The sequence below is a fragment of the Paenibacillus sp. OAE614 genome, assembly GCF_040546645.1.
In the GTDB taxonomy this organism is placed as follows: Bacteria; Bacillota; Bacilli; order Paenibacillales; family Paenibacillaceae; genus Paenibacillus_AQ; species Paenibacillus_AQ favisporus.
This window is the reverse complement of the sequence record NZ_JBEPOD010000001.1, coordinates 5,276,063-5,294,371: the sequence shown is the minus strand read 5'-3', so window position 1 is coordinate 5,294,371 and position 18,309 is coordinate 5,276,063. Positions and strand designations below refer to the sequence as shown.

Genomic DNA, 18,309 nt, shown 5'->3' with positions numbered 1-18,309 from the left:
GGCGTTACGACTGTAAGGAGGAATCAAGCATATGATCATGATTACCGGAGGGATGGGTTTCATCGGCCTCCATGCCGCCCGCGCCCTCCTTGATCTCGGCGAAGACGTTATCATTACCCGTTATCGGGAGGACCGCCTGCCGTCTTTTCTTGTCCCCTATTTGAACAAAAGGCTGTTTATCGAGACGGTGGACGTGCTTCAAGCGGAATCCCTGCTGGGAGCAGGAAAAAAGCACGCGGTCACCGGGCTTATGCATCTGGCGTCTCCCCGTATGAACGTGCCGCCCGCAGAGGGGACGCAGCAAACCGTGCAAAGCCTGCTCCATGTTCTGGAGTGCGGCAGCCGGTTAGAGGTGAGACGTGTCGTCCTAGCCAGTTCCATCGCGGTCTACGCGGGAGTGGAGATGCCGCTGTGGCGGGAGGGCGACGCTTTGCCGGTACAGGCTCCCTATCCGATGACGGCTTACAAGAAAGTGGCGGAGACGATAGGCGATTTTTATTCCCGGCAAGCCGGACTAGAGGTGGTCAGCGCTCGCTTTTCCGCCTTCGGCCCGCTGGCCCGCGGACTGTACTTCCTGCCGGCCCAGGCCGTTCACGCGGCCGTTAATGGCTTACCGCTGTCGTCTTATTTGCGGGGAGGACTGCTCCCCTACGAAGAAGAAGGCATGGACGTGGCCTATGTCACGGACACGGCTGAGGCGCTGGCCCGGCTGCAGACGGCCCCGTCTCTGGCCCATTCCGTCTACAACATCGGAACCGGGCAGGTAACGACCCATAAACAGATGGTCGAAGCCATTCTGCGGGTCGTACCGGACGCGATACTGGAACTGCGCCCAGGGAAGGGAGACGGACCGCAGTATCCCGCTATGGACATTTCCCGGATTTATGAGGAGCTGGGATGGCAGCCCCGATATACCCTGGACCTTGCGATTGCCGAATATGCTGCTTGGTTAAGGGAGGGTAACCCTTTTTAATCCCATAGATGTATCTATATTATATCGACGCAAAGGAGTCATGACATGAAAATTTTGATAACGGGAGCAACCGGCCGCGTTGGGAGCCGCCTGGTGCCGCGGCTGTTGGATCAAGGCTATTCCGTCAGTGTACTGGTCCGTAATCCGGAGCTTGCCCGGGACCTTCAGCGGCGAGGCGCTGAAATCATGACCGGCGATCTGCTGCAACGGCAAACGTTAAGGGAGGCTGTTACGCACAAAGATGCCATTGTCCATCTTGCGGCTGCATTCCGCGGAGTTGCCCCCGAGGTATCCCGTGCCGTGAATATGGAGGGGACGATCGCTTTGGCTGATGCGGCACTGGCTGCAGGTGTTCCGCGCTTCATTTATGCGAGTACCAACTTGGTGTACGGGCCTGGGACGGACGAACGGTATTTTAATGAAGCGGATCTTCCTGATCCCGCCGGTCCTTATCCGCTCACCAAAGCCGCTGCCGAACGCGAGTTGTTGCAGCTTCACCGCAGCCGGGGGCTGGGACTGTGCATACTCCGCCTGGCCTTTGTCTACGGAGACGGGGACCCTCACCTGGAGGAGGGGATGCGGTGGTTCCGGAACTGGCATCCGGCCCAGCGGATTCATTTGGTGCATCATGCGGATGTGGCGCAGGCCGTCATGTTGGGGATCCAATCGTCCCGGGCGAAGGGGCAGATTTTTAATGTGGCGGATGACCAGCCGGTCTCGGCGGAGGAAGTCTTGAGCATGCACAACGAGACGATGCCGGCGGATGCGTTGAGCCGAACTGTGGATCCTTCATGGCTGCAGCTTGTTGATACGGCCAAAATCCGTGAGCAGTTATTGTTTAGGCCCAATTACCCTTCGCTGTACCGTGCGCTGAATGAAGGGGCCCTTTAGTGCATGCCCCGCTTCCCCATCCCCTCGGCTTGCAATCCTCTTTTTTTGCCTATACAATAAAATTGTATTGTTATTGGAGAAATTAACCTCCATTATTTACGATTTGGGAATTTATCTCCTAAAATAAGTGCAGGTTAATAACCGCGAACCGGCTTAAAAGAGGAAGGGGAAGATACAAGTGTCCATGGTGCAGGAAATGGGAAAGACCCTGCTGAGCATCCGCAGCCATCTGAACGGACTGACGAAAACCGAGCAGAAGGTGGCCCAGTACATTTTGGAGCATGCCCAGGATATTATCTATGAATCGGTGACAGAGCTCGCCGAGAAGGCGGATGTCGGGGAAACGACGGTGCTCCGCTTCTGCCGCAAGCTGAAGTTTCAAGGCTTCCAGGACTTCAAGCTGTCTTTGGCGCAGGATCTGGTGAAGCCGACGGACCATATTCATAAAGAGATTTCCGAGGATGACGACGCGGTCACGCTCAGCCAGAAAATTATCGGTACGCACATCCAGACCCTCGACCAGACGCGCGAGCTGATCAATGGGGAGCAGCTGAGCAAGGCGATTGAGTGCCTGCTAAGCGCATCGTCCATCCACTTTTTTGGAGTGGGGTCCTCGGGCCTGACGGCGATGCAGGGGGCTCACAGCTTTGCCCGGATCGGCAAGCGGAGTACGGCGGTCGCGGATACCCATTTTCAGGCGATGGGCGCTTCGCTTATGACGAGCAGCGACGTAGCCGTAGGCTTGTCCATTTCGGGCAGCACCAAGGATACGATCGACAATTTGAATTTGGCGAAAAAGGCGGGCGCCCGCATTATTGCCATTACGAGCAACGCCCGTTCCCCGATTACGAAGGTGGCAGACATCGTATTGATCATGGTAGGCCGGGAGAATCCGCTTCAGGGAAGCTCTTTGTCGGCGAAAATGTCCCAGCTGGCCGTCATCGACATGCTGAACGTCGCTGTATCTTTGCGAATGAAGGATGAAGCGCTGAAGTACCGGGAGATCACGGCCAAAGCGACATCGGATAAATTGTACTAACCGGAAATAAAGGAGGGGATGAGGATGCCCGAGGTACCAGATCATCTCGATGATGGCTTGTCCATCCTGTTTATCGGCTTTAATCCCAGCCTGCAGTCCGGAGAAACCGGGCATCATTACGCTAACCCGCGGAACAATTTTTACCGTATTTTGCACCGCTCGGGGCTGACGCCGAGACTGTACGATGCTTCGGAGGACCAGGACCTTCTGAAGCTCGGCTACGGTTTCACAAATATTGTGGCAAGACCGACCCGGGGCGTAGACGATATCGAACGGCAGGAGTACGCGGAGGGAAGGGAGATTCTCCGGGGAAAACTGCGGCAGTACCTGCCGCGGATCGCCTGTTTTGTCGGCAAAGGCGTGTACACGGAATACAGCCGGCGCTCCAAGGTGGATTGGGGATTTCAGCCAGACCCCGTCATCCCGGAAATCCATGAGTTTGTGGCCCCCAGCTCAAGCGGGCTCGTGCGGATGCCGATGGAGGAGATCGTCGGAATCTACCGCCGGCTGGCGGAGTTTATAGAGAAGCAGGGATCCTGACTTGCACATACCCATCGAAGCAGGCGAGGCTCATTGGAAGCCCTGCTTTTTTGCGTTCAAAACCTGCGGGTAACGAGACAAATGTACATGAGAGGACACAGATAGTTCCCATTGTCCTTTCATCTACATATAAGTAGAATAAGGTGCTGAGCGTGAAGACAGCCGGCACAGCCTTTACAGCGTGACACCTCAGATAATGGAGGATTTCCAATATGTCCAAAAGGAACCTCACCACAAGGAGACTCACCAAAAGGAATGACGCCAAAAGAAAGCTTCGTCCGAAAAAGAGGCGCAGGCAGTCCGCAGAAGATCAAAAACTGAACCAACTCGCGTATACCTCGTCATTTCTTGTCGTCATTGCTTTAATTATAAAATTGATCAATATCGCGTTCTACAGTTAAAGGTCGTTTGTCCTCCGTACTTAAATTCACTAATTTACTAAACGAATTGAATCGATGCCGAATTAATGATACTCTCGAATTGGGTAATCGTGAAGCAGCTCTGTGATGAAGCTATTTTGCGGGGCTGCTTGCGGTATTGTCGTACATGATCTGACTCCAGCACATAATCGCATCATTAGAAGGCGGCATGTTCGAAATGGCCTGAAAGGAGAACGCATAAACCTTGAAGATTATTCTTGTTGATGACGAATATCTCGCTTTGAAGAAAATGGAACGGCTCCTGCAGTCGCTGGAAGGCGTAAATCTGGAGCCGCTGAATGTCCGAGCCTTCCAAAGCCCTCTTCAAGCGCTGGATGCAGCGGCGGAGGACGCCCCGGACCTTGCCTTCCTGGATATCGATATGCCGGAAATGACGGGTTTTGAGCTGGCTGACCGCTTGCTCGCCATGTATCCTGGTCTGGAGATTGTGTTTGTAACGGCCTATCAGGAGTTTGCTATAAAAGCTTTTGAGATTAACGCGCTGGACTATTTACTAAAACCGATTCATCCCGATAGACTGGCTGTCACGATGAAACGGGTGGCTTCCTCACCGCCGGCGGGTGCCCCTACGGAAGAGGGCCGGTCCGTAAACCATATGATGCTTTGCTGCCTGAAAAACCTGCACTTTCGATCCGCCGACGGTAAGCTCCATTCTTTTTCCTGGAGAACCCTGAAAGCACCGGAGCTGTTTGCGTACCTGATCTATTACCGGAATAAAACCGTAAGCAAGCAAACCCTGATCGACCTGTTATGGCCGGATTTTAACCTGAAGAGAGCGACAACCCAGCTTCACACGGCCATCTATCAAATTAGGAAAACGATTAAAACGAGCGGCATTGATCTACATATCAAGTTTCAGGATGAAGGGTACCGGCTTGAATTCGGAAATGTGACACTGGATATCGAGGAATGGGAAAAAGATCTGCGCAGCGCCTCGCCAGTGGCGCCTGAAAGCCTTCCGGAGCATATCGCCATCATGGATAAGTACCCTGGGGATTTTCTGGATGAACACGGGTACGGGTGGGCAGAGCTCGAACAAGAGCGGACCCGGCTGCTCTGGTTTGACCATGCGAAGAGAATCGCCGAATGCTGTGCTGGCCTCGAACAGCATGCGGAAGCTATCGGATTGTATCAGGAAATGATCCGAAAAATGCCTTACAGGGAAGAGGGGTACGAAGGATTAATGAAGCTGTATGCCTCCCTCAATCAACGGGTCGGAGTCCGCCGGCTGTTCCAGCAGATGACATCGGTTTTCTTGGAAGACTACGATATGGCTCCCAGTAAAGAGATCTCAGCCTGGTTCGAGGCGTGGGAGAAGGAACGCGTGCATGAGAAGGAAGAAGCAGACGTCCAATAAAGAGAGTTTAAACGTGAACTTCCGCTGTTAAGGGAAATAATTTGCGGGCTTTTGTTTTGTGGAAGCTATGTCTACGGTCTTGTATAATACTTGTTCTTTTATGAGAATCTCCTTGATTTCTGCGTTCGACATTGTACTATATTTGAGCAACGTTTCCTTGAGAATGCGCGTAACTTCCATGGATCCTCCTCAAATATCTTTATCTCTGACATATCGGTCCCAAATCTCGGGTTCCACGATATGAAGTATATGTTTGTATTATACAAAGTAGAAATGAACTTTATCTGAATATAGCATGGGAATGAAGAAGAAAACGGGTGCTGGAATAAGCATCCGTTTGTTTTTTAGAAAAGCCTAAGTGTGCTAAAGGTCTGTTTTTTATCCATATTCAGAATTTATCCAGTCCGTTATGGTTTAATCGGGGTATGTTGGGTATCAGTATATTAATGCCTGCTCCGCCGTCTCTGCGGCGAGAAGACAAATAAAAGGTTATGTGGTGATCATATGAAACTATCCGACAAACAAATGGAAGCGCTAAGCATGGCGCAACAACATGGCGGGCGGCTGCAACGCTGGAAGCATGGCGGGTATTGGACTTATGAGAGGGAGCCGGACGACTTCCGGAACCTATCGAAGCCGGGGTGGTATTGTACGACCAATACCGTTTTTGCGCTCGTTCGGCGGGGGCTTGTGAAAATGGACCACTGGGAGAGCTGCACGCTTACACCGGAACCGAAACGCGTCTTATTTGCAGGGATGGTCTGGGAAGAGAAATCCGGGAAGAAAAGCGGGTGACCACCGATTAAGATCAAACTATGGGCAGGCATCATGATTGCACTGGGCGCAGCCCTGTTCGGGTTCAGGAAGAAACAAGCAGCCCAAAAGCAGTTGTAGAATGAAGCGAATAGATTGGTGAAGGTTTCAAAAGTAGTAAGCAAGCAGCCTGCCGCATAAACGGCAGGCTGCTTTTTCATCTAAGACTCCAGCGGAGCGGATGGATCAATTCCGGAGAAACGACGTGGTAACAGCGATTGAAGGAATGAGCCGTTTGCGCAGCGGGCTTACGGGTTTGCCCCAAGCTCACATCGTTCCGCTCTGAGACGCGCCGCGTTTGTTCCGGGCCTTCCATTTGGATTCCCCGACAAGATAGACGCCGAGCGGCGTATGCATGAGGAGCCAAGTGATCAGCCAGGAGACGGCCAGCGCAGCACCCCCGCCTGCCCAGGTGAGCAGGTGATAGGCGATCGGGCCGCTCGTCATGACAAAATGCCGCCACAAGATCAAAAAGTAGGGATGAATAAAGTAAATGCCGAAGGCGCAGGATCCGAGGGAAAACAGTACTTTTTGAAGTCGAGGTTTCCCTTCCAGGACTTGAACGGACAGCACCAAAAATACACACGCAATGCTGCAGTAGGCGTAATCCGTTATAAAGTTGATGTTGGATAGAAAAGGCTGGCGAATCCAATGGGGGTTGGCCAGCTGCAGCCATTTTTGCACGATAAAGAGGATTGCGGATCCCAGAAACAGAGCCGTCCACCGGTAGTTCCATTTCGGGGTTTCATCAGAAGACACGCCCTTTAACCGTTCGGCCATGTAAGCACCCAAAAAGAAATAAACGATGTAGGTCATCACGAAGGTCCCGGTTTTATGCATATGAAGCACGTAATAATTCAGCAGATAGAAGGCGATTTGCAGCAGGGCCCCCACGAGTATGGGATGCCGCCGGACCTGCCCTATCTTTTGAAACAACAGCGATAGGAGAGGAAACAGCACATAAAACTGGGCGATGATGATCATGAAATACAGATGGTCATAGCTGCCGCCAAGCGGCAAGCCTTTAAGAAATTTGCGGAGACCGTCTGAGAATGAAATATGCTGGATATACGACAGATAAGTGGAGTAATACACGGACCAGAACAAGTAAGGCAGCAGAATCCGCTTTAAGCGTTTCCAATAAAAAAGAAGCCAATTGCCCTGAACGCCGCCGTCATAACGGTAGAACAGGACGAGCGAGCTCAAAAACAGAAACGCCGGTACGGCAAATTGAGAAGCCGCATTCAGGATAAAATAGAGCGGGTACACGGTGGAATCCATGGACAGAAAGGCTACCGGATAGGATGTCACATGGATGGTGACTACAGCCAAAATGGCAATGCCGCGCAAGAGATCCAAATAGGTGATCCTCTGTTTTTGGGCCAATACTTTGTTCGCCTCCACTGGAACGTTATTGTATTAGAACACTTGGTCGAGCCAATGGTTAGATTCGATTCTGCATAAAAACATTCCTTTTTTAACAGAAAAAAATAATACAATTAAAAAAGGCTTTCCTGACCCTTAGGATCAGAAAAGCCTTTGATATATCTTAGCTCAAGCTGAGCTTCTTACCATCCCCACAGCATCGTGAAGAGCGTGCCGAAGATCGTAACCAGTCCGACGAACAAAGCATACGCAATGTTGAAGTACAGCGTCTTTTTGTTGTCGGTCTCGCCGATGTGCATGAACAGCACGAGCTGCAGCGACGCCTGGATGAGCGCACATACGATCAGGATCCAGAGTCCGGCGGTCGGGTTCAAATCCCAGAACACCACGCCCAGTCCAACCACTGAAAGGATCAGCGAGAAGATGTATCCGATCACGTGCCGTATTGGAAATAAACGTGCCATTTTACATCAGTCCTTTCATGTAGACAAAGCTGAAGATGAAGATCCAGACAACGTCCAGGAAGTGCCAGTACAGCGAGAAGATGAACGATTTATTCGCCGTCTCATCCGTAAAGCCTTGACGGCCGACCTGAATCAGGATGCCGGCGCCCCAGAGAATACCCATCGTCACGTGAAGACCGTGAGTACCGAGCAGGACGAACAAGCTGGACAGGAACGCGCTCGTTTGCAGCGTAGCGCCTTCGTGAACGTAGTTGACGAACTCGGTGATCTCAATGCCCAGGAACCCGAGGCCCATGAGCAGCGTGATGACGAAAAAGATCATCATCGGCTTCTTCAGATTGAGGCGCATGGCGTGAATGCCAAGGCCGCAGGTGAAACTACTGGTCAGGAGCAGGAACGTCTCCCAAATGACGCCGTTCAGTTCGAACAGCTCACTCCCCGAAGGGCCGCTCCCCGTCCGGTTCCACAAGGTGAAATAGACGGCGAACAGCGTGGAGAAGAGGGCGATCTCTGCCCCGAGGAAGAGCCAGAACCCGAAGATCTTGTTGCTGTTCTCTTCCGTTCTATACTCGAGTGGCAGTGAATCATTTATTTTCATACGGAATCACCCCGCAATTTCTGTTCAGTAGCGGCAATTTCCTCCGGTGGGATGTGGTAGCCGTGGTCTCGTTCGAAGGAACGGAGGGCCAGCATTACCACGACAGCAATACCTGCGATGATCGCCGGAATGAACCAGCTGAATACCAGGAAAAAGCCAAGGAAAAACATAATGACGCCGAGAATGAACGGTTGACCGCTGTTGTTAGGCATATGAATCGGTTCGTAAGGGCCTTCCTCGTAGAGAGGCACCCCGTTGACTTTCGCTTCCCACAGTGCATCCATGGATTTGACGTTAGGTACCTTGGCGAAGTTGTACACCGGCACAGGGCTTGGCGTACTCCATTCCAGCGTACGTGCATCCCATGGATCTCCGTTTTCGTCGCGAGGGCTGTAACGGAAGCTCCAGTAGAAGTTGTAGCACAGAACGACAAAGCCGATGGCCAGGATAAAGGCACCGATCGTAGCCACCATATTCAGCGGGCCAAAGCCGGTGTCGGCCGAATACGTGTACATCCGGCGCGTCATGCCGCTCAGTCCAAGGAAGAACAGTGGCAGGAAGGCCGTATTGAAGCCGACGACGATGAGCCAGAAGGCGGTCTTGCCGAGCTTCTCGTTCAGACGGAAACCGAAAATTTTCGGGAACCAGAAGTACATGCCGGCCAGAACCCCGAAGACGGTACCCGGAATCAATACATAGTGGAAGTGGGCAACCAGGAACATCGTATTATGGTACTGGTAGTCCGCGCTGGCCATGGCCAGCATGACGCCGGTCACGCCGCCGATCGTAAAGATCGGAATAAAGGCCATGGCGTACAGCATCGGTGTCGTGAACGAAATCTTACCTTTTTGCAAGGTAAACAGCCAGTTGAATATTTTGACGCCGGTCGGTACGGCAATCGCCATCGTTGTGATGGAGAAGAAGCCGTTGACCATAACGCCCGCGCCCATCGTATAGAAGTGGTGAGCCCATACGATAAAGGACAGGAGCGAGATGACCACCATACTGGCAACCATCGATTTATAACCGTACAAATTCTTTTTCGAGAACGTGGAAATAATATCACTGAAAATACCAAAGGCCGGCAAAATAACGATATATACTTCAGGGTGTCCCCATACCCAGAACAGGTTGGCCCAGAGCATATCCATACCGCCGTTCGCCATCGTAAAGAACTGGCTGCCGAAGATGCGGTCGAACATCATCAGGGCAAGGGCAACGGTCAGAACCGGGAATGCGAACAGGATGATAACGTTCGTAATCAGGACGGACCAGGTAAACATCGGCATGCGCATCAGTTTCATGCCTGGCGCACGCATTTTCAGAATCGTTACGATAAAGTTGACACCGGTCATCAGCGTACCGATACCGGAAATCTGAAGAGCCAGAGAGTAGAAGTTGTTACCTACAGTCGGGCTGAAATCCAAGCTCGCCAGCGGGAAGTAAGCGGTCCAGCCGGCATCCGGCGATCCCCCGATGACGAAGGAAATGTTGAACAGCATCGCTCCGAAGAAGAACATCCAGAAGCTGACGGCGTTCAGTCTAGGGAAAGCTACGTCGCGCGCCCCGATTTGCAGCGGAACGACAACGTTCATAAGTCCGATAACGAACGGCATCGCCATGAACAGGATCATGATAACGCCGTGCGTTGTAAAGATTTCGTTATAGTGCTGCGCATCCAGAAACTTCATTTCCGGAGCCGCGAGCTGCGTACGCATCAGCAGGGCGTCAACCCCGCCGCGGAACAGCATGATGAGTGCGGACAGGATGTACATGACCCCGATCCGCTTATGGTCAACCGTTGTGAGCCATTCGCGCCACAGATAGCCCCACTTTTTAAAATAGGTCAGGCCGATCAGGATGGCGAGGGAAACGACGACGATACTGACCATGGCAGCATAGATCATCGGCTCACCGGTAACAAAAAATTCGTCCCATTTCATGCAGGTAGGTCTCCTTTCCAGTAGATGTTAGTTTCCATGTTCCATGGACCCCATATCTTCCATATTGCTCATATCCGAATGATCCATCGTTTCCGAGCCGGAATCTTTGTCACTGCTGCCGCTGCCGTGATGTCCTTCGGACATATCCATTTCAGGCGGCGGGTTGAACCCGAGGTGCGTGGAAGAGAAGGATTCCCGTCCAACGTAGGAGGTTTTCAGCAGCGCGTTAAATTTGTCCTCGGTTAATTGAGGCGCGGTTTTCTTCACGTCGTCGACCCATTTGCTGAAGTCTCCGGCGCTCATAGACTGTACCTCAAACTCCATCTGCGCATAGCCTTTACCGGAGAAGTTGGAGTTGCGTCCCATGAAGGAACCCGGTGTGTCGGCCAGCAGGTGAAGCGTGTTGACCATGTCGCTCATGGCGTACTTCTGTCCGCCAAGCTGCGGCACCCAGAAGCTCGTAATCGGTCCGTAAGAATACAGGCGGAACTCGATCGGCCGGTTTGTAGGAATATTCACATAGTTCACCGTTTCAACGCCTTCTTCAGGGTAACTGAAGTGCCATTTCCAGTTGGACGATGCGGCATAGATAACAAGCGGCTTCTGATCCTCGTAACCGGCAGGAACACTTTCCACCGCACTGGTCGTTTTGACCGTGACAACCGATAGAATGGCCACAATGATAACCGGAATCGCAATCCAGGTGAACTCGAGCCATTTGTTACCTTCTATATGAGGCGGGATATAATCGTCACTGGTTTTGCTTGCCCGGTATTTGGTCAGCATGATGATGTACAAGATGTAAACAACAATCAAGACGAAAGCCATCATCAGGATGGAGAAAATAATCGTGCTGGATTGTGTTTTTGCCTGCGGACCTTTCGGATCTAGCACGATGAGTGACGACGAGTCGCATCCGCTAAGCAGCAACATGATGGATACAAATAAACCAAAAAATAACCATCTTTTTTTCTTCACAGTGAGCTCCTTTCTAGCGTTACATGTAGCTGAATTGGTCTAAAATAATGAACCTTATAGCCATAGCTTAGTAATCCGGGGGAACGAAAACAAATGCAACAAAAGTAATAAATGTAAATCATTTACAGATATTCTGTGAACATCTTCACATGATTTTTAAAAAAACCTCAAATTGTGCGAAAAATCACTGTAATCGCTGAAAATCGGGGATTTTCATTTTTGTTCAAAATTGCACAAGGCTTTGTCAATGTTGCCAGTTTCGTCACAATTGAAAGGGCTTATCATAAGCCGTTAACCGGATTTTTCCCTGCTGGAACAACGGCTAAGGCGCCCGAAACGCCCGCTGTATGGTACAATATGAGGGCTAATGCGGGCAGCAGCCGGCATGTGATCGCGGACAGGCAGATGGGGGAGAACAAGAAAATGGGTGAACAACGAGCGGTATTTTTTGACGTGGACGATACGCTGTATGACCATCTGGAACCGCTGCGGCAGGCGCTCGATCGCTTGATATCGCCGCCGGACGGCTTTCCTTATGAACAAGTATACCACCGGTTCCGGCATTACAGCGACTTGCTGTCGGCCCGGCATGGACATGTGAATGATCCAGCGAATGCGGGGGATCTGGAGGACATGCGCGAGCAGCGGATTCAGCTGGCCCTTGCGGAGTTCGGCATCGACGTGGACCGGGAGCAGGCGGCTGCGATTCAGGCGGCCTATTTGGAGGGGCAGTTCGACATTCGCCTGTTCCCGGGGGCGCAGGAGCTGATCCGGGAGCTCCAGGAGCGAGGCGATGTGGTCGGCGTGATCACCAATGGACCGAAGGAACACCAAATGAACAAAGTCCGTGCGCTTAGGCTGGACAAGCTGGTAGGCTTGGACCGGGTATTTGTGTCCGGAGCGGTGGGCATGGACAAGCCGGATCCTCGGCTGTTCCGCCATGTCAATGAGGTGACGGCAACGGAACCTGGGGCAAGCTGGTACATCGGCGACTCCTGGAACAACGACGTCATCGGCGCGCTGGAGGCGGGGTGGACATCTGTCTGGTTTAACCATCGGATGGTCGAGCCGTTTGCGACCGGACATCAGCCCCATCATATTCTGGGGGGCTACGGGGAGCTGAGATCCGTTCTGCTGGGCGGTTAGCGGGTGGTTGGCTGTTTTCATGAAAAAAAGGGTGCCTGCATCCATCGGGGATGTGCAGGCACCCTTTATTTTGGAAATCGATAAGCATGGCTGCCGTGTATCGCGCCTTGAATGGAGCCGAATAACGTTCGCGCGGCGCAGTCATGGTCGTATTTATTCCGGCGGGAGCGGCGGAGTTCCCGCCGGAGGTCCCGGTGGGGCTTCGGGATCGGCCCCTTTGCGTTTGTACAAAATTCGGGAAACGGCGATCCCGGCGACGCCCAGTCCGATGAACAGGATCGCCCGCACGGCCAGCGACACGCCCGGCAGGTCGAAGAAAATGACCTTGAGCAGCGTGATCAGCAGGACGATCAGGCCGGCCAGGCGGACCATCGATTTACGCACCATGACGCCGTAAATAATAACGATGATCGCATAGAGCGCGTATTCGGCCGACAGGATCAAATGCTGAAGGTCGAACGACAGATTCCGCGTCAGAACCGAGGTTACTTCCGTCAGGAAGACGATGGACAGCAGCGCGGCGGACCACATCAGAATATCCGGTACTTTCCGCTGCCATTCTTCGGCCATATGTCTGCGGAGGACCGCCGACAAGCCTGCCAGGCTGGCCAGGAGCGCGATCCAGGACAGCGTTTCGATCGACAGGATCTCGTGAATGATCAGCTGCAGAATGCCGAGTCCCCCAAACAAATACAGGATGGCGGACGTGAGCTGCTGCATCCGGCTTCTCAGCAGGATGCCGAGGCCGAGTCCCAGGGACGCCTCGATCAGGACAGACAGCGGCAGTGCCTCCCGGCTGACGATTTCAACCAGCCAAAGGAGCCAGGCGCAGGTCGCGATCGCCATGTATTCGTGGGGAAGCCGGGCGCTCATCACCCGCCAGAGGGCGATCAGGCTGTAAATGACGGCCCAGATGATCAACATCATCGACTCGGGACCGGGGCCGCCCGCCTGATTGTACAAAGCGTAAATCCACAGCACGACCAGCCCGAAGCCGGTCATGAGCGATACCGTCTCGTCTACGCGGTGGCGGTACGGACGAACCAGCGAGAGGACGAGCAGCAGGGCGTGCTGCAGGAATACCGCGCCGAGGAAGACATGCCGGCTGCCTTCGAAATCGCCCGCCATATACAGAATCATCAGCGGCAGATGCAGCACGCCGATGGACACGAAGTAGGCGGCGCGGTAAGCATAACGGATCGACAGCGCCGTCATCGCCAGGGAAAAGACGAGCTCGAAACCTGCGGCGATCCAGGCGTTCGGCTCCGTGGATTTCACCAGGAACGGAATGAGATAACCGCCGACGGTCATGATAATCACGAGTGTCTGGGAGCGGCGCCTTACGGCGGTCCACACCCCCAGGGCGATGGACAAGATATATAATAGGAAAGCTAACCAGGACGGAATCAATTCATATAGATGATGTGCCGCAAAAAAGGTCAGCATGAGCACGGCGACGGAGCCGCCGAGCAGCACCTGCGCCAATCCTTCCCGCTGCGCCCGGACCTGCCGCTCCCCGAAGAAGTACATGGCGCCGGCGGCAACCAGGCCGAGGAGGCAGCGTACCGGCTGCGTCAGATACCCCGCCGACACGGCGGCGATAAAGCCCCACAGGACGCCGAGCAGCAGCACGACGATAAACACGCGCGGCAGCCATACCCGGGCGATGGCATGCTCCCAGTCTACGGGCGGCTTAGGCGGCTTGGGCGGCCGCTGGGCCTGCGGCCCGGCGGGACGGGGCTGGCCATAATACGGCCCTTGGCCCGGCTGGCCTTGGTTCGGGCCCGCCTGCGCCGGGTAACCTGCGGTTCCCGGCTGGCCCGGATACGGCCCCATGCCGGGACCTCCAGGGTACCCCGGCACTCCCGGCCGCCCAGGCATCGGCTGCTGGCCTGGATGCCCCTGGTAAGGCTGTGCCCCAGGCGGGTTCGGGTATGCAGCGCCCGGTGCCTGCGGCTGCACCGGCCGCTGAGCCTGGGCTCCCGGATTCACCGGGTGCTGCCGAGGATCACCCATACCCGGCCTCTCCCGTCTAAGTTCGTTCAGCTCCAGCTCCATCGCTTTCATTTTCGCTTCGAGCTGCTCAATCCTTCTTTCCAAATCCAATAGCTGTTCACCCCTAAAAATTCCATAATTATGTATTTAACCGAGATGGTACTAATATAACACATCTCGGCTGGAACAAGAGCCATAATATGGGTGGACATGGGTAAACAGGACGGCATTCCACTAAGCTTAAGGCTTGGTGGCTTGGATGACGGCCGAAACAATGTAATCCTCAATATTTGATCCTTGGACCCAATCCTTAATAAAAGCTTTGGACTCATCCTTAGGTTCAACGCTAATGTTTGTAAACCCGCTTTGTCTAAGCATCGCTTCAATTTCACGGACGGAAGAAGCTCCTGAAATGCAGCCTGAATACAACTCATCCAGGTCGTTTTTGATCTCAGGAGGTAAATCTGCTGTTGTAACGATATCCGAAATGGCCAGCCGGCCTCCGCTTTTTAGCACCCGAAAAGAATCGTGAAACACCTGCTGTTTATCTGGAGATAAATTGACCACGCAGTTCGAAATAATAGCATCAACCGTTTGATCGGCTACGGGAAGATGCTCAATTTCCCCCAGACGGAAATCGGTGTTCTTGAAATGGCCTTTCACTGCATTGCTGCGTGCACGGCTGACCATTTCGGGAGTCATGTCGACGCCGATGACTTTACCCGTATTTCCTACCTGGCGCGATGCCAGAAAACAGTCAAATCCGCCGCCGCTTCCCAAATCCAGCACGACTTCACCAGCCTTTAAAGAAGCAATCGCCTGCGGGTTACCGCATCCCAAACCAAGGTTTGCGCCTTCAGGAGCCGCATTTAATTCATCATCAGAGTAACCTAATCGGCTCGAGATCGAATTAAAATCGGAAGGCGTGCTGCAGCAGCTGGCTTGACTGTTGTCCGGTTGGCAGCAAGATCCAGCATTCATCTCGGCAACGGCAATCTGTTTATATCGGCTACGCACGTTTTGGCGGATTTCATCATTCGTTAACTTTGACATGGATAACACTCCTTAGAATGGGTTTGGATTCGATCAATGGACAGCAGCACTTCAGCAGCAAGCCTGAATGGGTGGAGAGCAGCAAGGAACTGTCTTCGCTTTACGGACAGAGTCCAGGAACTTATACCGCCCCCTTTTTGGTTTTTCTGTGGACCATTTCCAAGCTTGCCGGGCTGTTTTTTGCACTTGTTGTTCGTTCATTTTCATCAGGTACTCGGCGGTGTAAAAGTGATCGTACATTGAAGGACCTCCTTAAATGGTTGTGTATGTTGAATGACCCGCTGCGGGAGCAGCAAAACCATTTGACATCAGATCAAAGGATTGTACATGAAAAATTAATTGCAAATTGCAAGTATTTAAGGATAAAAAAAATTACCCTAACATCGGCTTGCAGCAATATTCGGATTTGGCCATCGCTTCATTCATCAATTTTATGGAACGGAGAACGGTTTCTTTCTCAAACTCGGTCATAAAAGAAAATACATCATCCAAATAAGCGTTCATTTGATGGTCAATAGTGGCAGCGACGTATTTCCCTTCAACCGTTAGAGCGAGCGTCGAAACCCGGCGATCTGTAGGATCAGGCGTCTTTTTGATCAAGTTCATTTTGATCAGGGATTGTATTTGGCGGCTGAATGTTGTGATATCGGTGCCTAATGTTTCCGCGATCTGCTGGATCGAAGGATGATGCTGGCGGTCGACCTCAAACAAAATGTGGCTTTGAACCGGTGTGAGATCGTGCCCACCTACGGTACAGCAATTTTTATTGAGTAAGCCAAAGCGGCGGGTCATGATCTGGAATAGTTCGCGAGTGCTTTCCATGGCGTTTTTTCACCTCGTGATTCATTTATACTGTATTTATTTGCAATATGCAAATGTTTTTTGGGATAAAGATGCGTTTCTATGAATTTGATTTTTATTTCTCATCATCATATCATATAATCATTCGCTTATATATCACGAAAAGGAGGGACCCTTATGGAACAAATTCGCGAAATGGCGGATAAGCTAAAGCTGCTCAGCGATAACACCCGCCTTACCATATTATCCTTACTTAAGGACCGGGAATTTTGTGTTTGTGAGCTTGTTGAGATTCTGGAGGTCTCCCAGCCTGCGGTAAGCCAGCATTTAAGAAAACTGAAATCTCAGGGACTGGTGAAGGAAAGTAAGCGTGGACAATGGGTGTACTACTCCTTAAATGTAGATGATAAACCGTATATCAAGGCTGTATTGGATCTCACGCCCGATTCCCTAACCATATTAACCGCATTAAACAAACAACATTTAACTTCCGTGTGCAAGTAAGTTTATTTGTTGATCATATAAGTACATAGTTATATAATGATTTGCGAATGTTTACAAACAAGATCAGCGACAGTTCGCACGGAGGTTTTAAATGGTAACCGTTGTATTGGCTTGCGTCATATTTTTGATCACATTAGTTCTCGTTATCTGGCAGCCCAAAAACCTGTCGATCGGGTGGTCAGCCTGCGGAGGTGCTGTTCTTGCTCTGCTCCTTGGGGTGGTCCGGTTCCAGGACGTTTGGGATGTCACGCAAATCGTCTGGAATGCTACGCTCGCTTTTGTAGCCATTATCCTTATTTCGCTTATTCTGGACAGCATCGGATTTTTCGAGTGGGCTGCGCTCCATATGGCAAGGGCCGCTCGCGGCAGCGGTCTGCGGATGTTTATTTATGTCTCGTTCCTCGGTGCTGTTGTGGCTGCATTTTTTGCAAATGACGGTGCTGCGCTGATCCTAACGCCAATCGTTCTCGCGATGATGCGGGCGCTCAGATTCGATGAAAAGAAGGTGTTCCCGTTCATTATCGCCAGCGGGTTTATTGCAGATACGACCTCACTGCCGCTGGTTGTCAGCAACCTCGTAAATATCGTGTCTGCTGACTTCTTCGGTATTTCCTTTATGGAATACGCCGGCCATATGATCATCCCGGATTTATTTGCTCTAGGAGCCAGCATCATCGTTCTCTACCTGTTCTTCCGAAAGAGCATCCCCGCGAAGTTTGATGCCGCCGATCTAAGGAACCCGGAGGATGCGATCAAGGATCCTGCAATGTTCAGATTATCCTGGGTTGTGCTTGCCATTCTGCTGGCCGGATACTTTGCGAGCGAATTTTTAAATATACCGGTATCTATCGTCGCTGGTGTAATCGCGATCTTCTTTTTGCTTATGGCAAGAAAAAGTCCAATCGTTCCGGTCAAGGATGTGGTTAAGGGGGCCCCGTGGGCCATCGTCTTTTTCTCCATTGGCATGTATGTGGTGGTGTATGGCTTGCGGAATGCCGGGCTGACGGACTTATTAGCTCAAGTCATTCAGTCGGCAGCTGATCAGGGATTGTTTGCGGCAACGATCTCTATGGGGTTTATATCTGCTGTACTGTCATCTGTCATGAACAATTTGCCTACCGTCATGATTGATGCCCTGGCCATACAATCCACCCACACAACCGATGCTATCAAGGAGGCTCTGGCGTATGCCAATGTCATCGGTTCCGACTTAGGACCAAAGATGACCCCCATTGGATCACTGGCGACGCTCCTGTGGCTTCATGTGCTGTCCGCCAAAGGGGTCAAAATCTCATGGGGGACGTATTTTAGAACCGGCATCATCCTGACGATTCCTACCCTTTTGATTACGCTGCTGGGCCTGTATTTGTGGTTGGCGATTTTATAAT

General features: G+C 52.1%; 17 protein-coding genes. 9 read left to right on the top strand and 8 right to left on the bottom strand.

Translation table 11 applies throughout. From position 1 onward, the window contains the following. Window positions 1–31 precede the first annotated feature (31 nt). The 6 genes from ABIE48_RS24465 to ABIE48_RS24440 all read left to right on the top strand — a co-directional run bounded on the left by ABIE48_RS24465 (window position 32) and on the right by ABIE48_RS24440 (window position 6,035). A complete protein-coding gene (locus tag ABIE48_RS24465; RefSeq protein WP_192717382.1) occupies window positions 32–973 on the top strand; it encodes an NAD-dependent epimerase/dehydratase family protein in 942 nt (313 codons plus the stop codon). A gap of 45 nt (window positions 974–1,018) precedes the next feature. Continuing rightward, window positions 1,019–1,864 (top strand): NAD-dependent epimerase/dehydratase family protein, encoded by an 846-nt coding sequence (locus tag ABIE48_RS24460; RefSeq protein ID WP_192717381.1) that lies wholly within the window; start codon window positions 1,019–1,021, stop codon window positions 1,862–1,864. Window positions 1,865–2,048: 184 nt separating this feature from the next. Beyond that, entirely contained in the window at window positions 2,049–2,903 is an 855-nt protein-coding gene (locus tag ABIE48_RS24455; protein WP_089550357.1) for a MurR/RpiR family transcriptional regulator, read from the top strand. 24 nt (window positions 2,904–2,927) lie between these two features. Next, window positions 2,928–3,443: a mismatch-specific DNA-glycosylase gene (locus ABIE48_RS24450; protein WP_089548523.1), complete on the top strand. Its 516-nt coding sequence runs from the start codon at window positions 2,928–2,930 to the stop codon at window positions 3,441–3,443. A gap of 624 nt (window positions 3,444–4,067) precedes the next feature. Further along, window positions 4,068–5,240, top strand: coding sequence for a response regulator (locus ABIE48_RS24445; protein ID WP_192717380.1), 1,173 nt, complete (start codon window positions 4,068–4,070; stop codon window positions 5,238–5,240). 540 nt (window positions 5,241–5,780) lie between these two features. After that, window positions 5,781–6,035, top strand: coding sequence for a hypothetical protein (locus tag ABIE48_RS24440; protein ID WP_186326173.1), 255 nt, complete (start codon window positions 5,781–5,783; stop codon window positions 6,033–6,035). A 285-nt stretch (window positions 6,036–6,320) separates the two neighbouring features. Here the strand turns inward: ABIE48_RS24440 and ABIE48_RS24435 are convergent, their stop codons facing one another. The 5 genes from ABIE48_RS24435 to qoxA all read right to left on the bottom strand — a co-directional run bounded on the left by ABIE48_RS24435 (window position 6,321) and on the right by qoxA (window position 11,422). After that, a complete protein-coding gene (locus ABIE48_RS24435) occupies window positions 6,321–7,439 on the bottom strand; it encodes an acyltransferase (RefSeq protein ID WP_192717379.1) in 1,119 nt (372 codons plus the stop codon). Between the two features lie 182 nt (window positions 7,440–7,621). Next, window positions 7,622–7,903, bottom strand: coding sequence for a cytochrome aa3 quinol oxidase subunit IV (qoxD, locus tag ABIE48_RS24430; protein ID WP_145029478.1), 282 nt, complete (start codon window positions 7,901–7,903; stop codon window positions 7,622–7,624). A 1-nt stretch (window position 7,904) separates the two neighbouring features. Beyond that, a complete protein-coding gene (qoxC, locus tag ABIE48_RS24425; RefSeq protein WP_192717378.1) occupies window positions 7,905–8,501 on the bottom strand; it encodes a cytochrome aa3 quinol oxidase subunit III in 597 nt (198 codons plus the stop codon). Further along, on the bottom strand, window positions 8,498–10,444 hold the full coding sequence (gene qoxB / locus ABIE48_RS24420) for a cytochrome aa3 quinol oxidase subunit I (RefSeq protein WP_192717377.1): 1,947 nt from the start codon (window positions 10,442–10,444) through the stop codon (window positions 8,498–8,500). Before qoxB ends, qoxC begins: the two co-directional genes overlap by 4 nt. A gap of 27 nt (window positions 10,445–10,471) precedes the next feature. Next, entirely contained in the window at window positions 10,472–11,422 is a 951-nt protein-coding gene (gene qoxA, locus ABIE48_RS24415) for a cytochrome aa3 quinol oxidase subunit II (protein ID WP_373309628.1), read from the bottom strand. A 423-nt stretch (window positions 11,423–11,845) separates the two neighbouring features. On the opposite strand from qoxA, the gene ABIE48_RS24410 reads away from it, so the two are divergent. Further along, window positions 11,846–12,568: an HAD family hydrolase gene (locus ABIE48_RS24410; protein ID WP_145029739.1), complete on the top strand. Its 723-nt coding sequence runs from the start codon at window positions 11,846–11,848 to the stop codon at window positions 12,566–12,568. A gap of 153 nt (window positions 12,569–12,721) precedes the next feature. Here the strand turns inward: ABIE48_RS24410 and ABIE48_RS24405 are convergent, their stop codons facing one another. From ABIE48_RS24405 to ABIE48_RS24395, 3 genes are all read right to left on the bottom strand, one after another. Next, window positions 12,722–14,674 (bottom strand): DUF2339 domain-containing protein, encoded by a 1,953-nt coding sequence (locus ABIE48_RS24405; protein WP_192717376.1) that lies wholly within the window; start codon window positions 14,672–14,674, stop codon window positions 12,722–12,724. A 129-nt stretch (window positions 14,675–14,803) separates the two neighbouring features. Beyond that, the gene (locus ABIE48_RS24400) at window positions 14,804–15,616 is read right to left on the bottom strand and encodes an arsenite methyltransferase (RefSeq protein WP_192717375.1); all 813 of its coding nucleotides are present in this window, start codon (window positions 15,614–15,616) and stop codon (window positions 14,804–14,806) included. A 372-nt stretch (window positions 15,617–15,988) separates the two neighbouring features. Next, window positions 15,989–16,438, bottom strand: coding sequence for a MarR family winged helix-turn-helix transcriptional regulator (locus ABIE48_RS24395; protein ID WP_116234052.1), 450 nt, complete (start codon window positions 16,436–16,438; stop codon window positions 15,989–15,991). A gap of 156 nt (window positions 16,439–16,594) precedes the next feature. Here ABIE48_RS24395 and ABIE48_RS24390 point away from each other — a divergent pair, with 156 nt between their 5' ends. Both ABIE48_RS24390 and ABIE48_RS24385 read left to right on the top strand, forming a co-directional pair. Next, window positions 16,595–16,921: an ArsR/SmtB family transcription factor gene (locus ABIE48_RS24390; RefSeq protein WP_192717374.1), complete on the top strand. Its 327-nt coding sequence runs from the start codon at window positions 16,595–16,597 to the stop codon at window positions 16,919–16,921. A 91-nt stretch (window positions 16,922–17,012) separates the two neighbouring features. Beyond that, window positions 17,013–18,308, top strand: a complete 1,296-nt coding sequence (locus tag ABIE48_RS24385; protein ID WP_089548514.1) for an arsenic transporter — start codon at window positions 17,013–17,015, stop codon at window positions 18,306–18,308. Window position 18,309: the final 1 nt, after the last annotated feature.

Coding starts and splice junctions, on each gene's coding strand:
- ABIE48_RS24465 (WP_192717382.1), top strand. CDS start 32: ATGATCATGATTACCGGAGGGATGGGTTTCATCGGCCTCCATGCCGCC.
- ABIE48_RS24460 (WP_192717381.1), top strand. CDS start 1,019: ATGAAAATTTTGATAACGGGAGCAACCGGCCGCGTTGGGAGCCGCCTG.
- ABIE48_RS24455 (WP_089550357.1), top strand. CDS start 2,049: ATGGTGCAGGAAATGGGAAAGACCCTGCTGAGCATCCGCAGCCATCTG.
- ABIE48_RS24450 (WP_089548523.1), top strand. CDS start 2,928: ATGCCCGAGGTACCAGATCATCTCGATGATGGCTTGTCCATCCTGTTT.
- ABIE48_RS24440 (WP_186326173.1), top strand. CDS start 5,781: ATGGCGCAACAACATGGCGGGCGGCTGCAACGCTGGAAGCATGGCGGG.
- qoxD (WP_145029478.1), bottom strand. CDS start 7,903: ATGGCACGTTTATTTCCAATACGGCACGTGATCGGATACATCTTCTCG.
- qoxC (WP_192717378.1), bottom strand. CDS start 8,501: ATGAAAATAAATGATTCACTGCCACTCGAGTATAGAACGGAAGAGAAC.
- qoxB (WP_192717377.1), bottom strand. CDS start 10,444: ATGAAATGGGACGAATTTTTTGTTACCGGTGAGCCGATGATCTATGCT.
- ABIE48_RS24410 (WP_145029739.1), top strand. CDS start 11,846: ATGGGTGAACAACGAGCGGTATTTTTTGACGTGGACGATACGCTGTAT.
- ABIE48_RS24400 (WP_192717375.1), bottom strand. CDS start 15,616: ATGTCAAAGTTAACGAATGATGAAATCCGCCAAAACGTGCGTAGCCGA.
- ABIE48_RS24395 (WP_116234052.1), bottom strand. CDS start 16,438: ATGGAAAGCACTCGCGAACTATTCCAGATCATGACCCGCCGCTTTGGC.
- ABIE48_RS24390 (WP_192717374.1), top strand. CDS start 16,595: ATGGAACAAATTCGCGAAATGGCGGATAAGCTAAAGCTGCTCAGCGAT.
- ABIE48_RS24385 (WP_089548514.1), top strand. CDS start 17,013: ATGGTAACCGTTGTATTGGCTTGCGTCATATTTTTGATCACATTAGTT.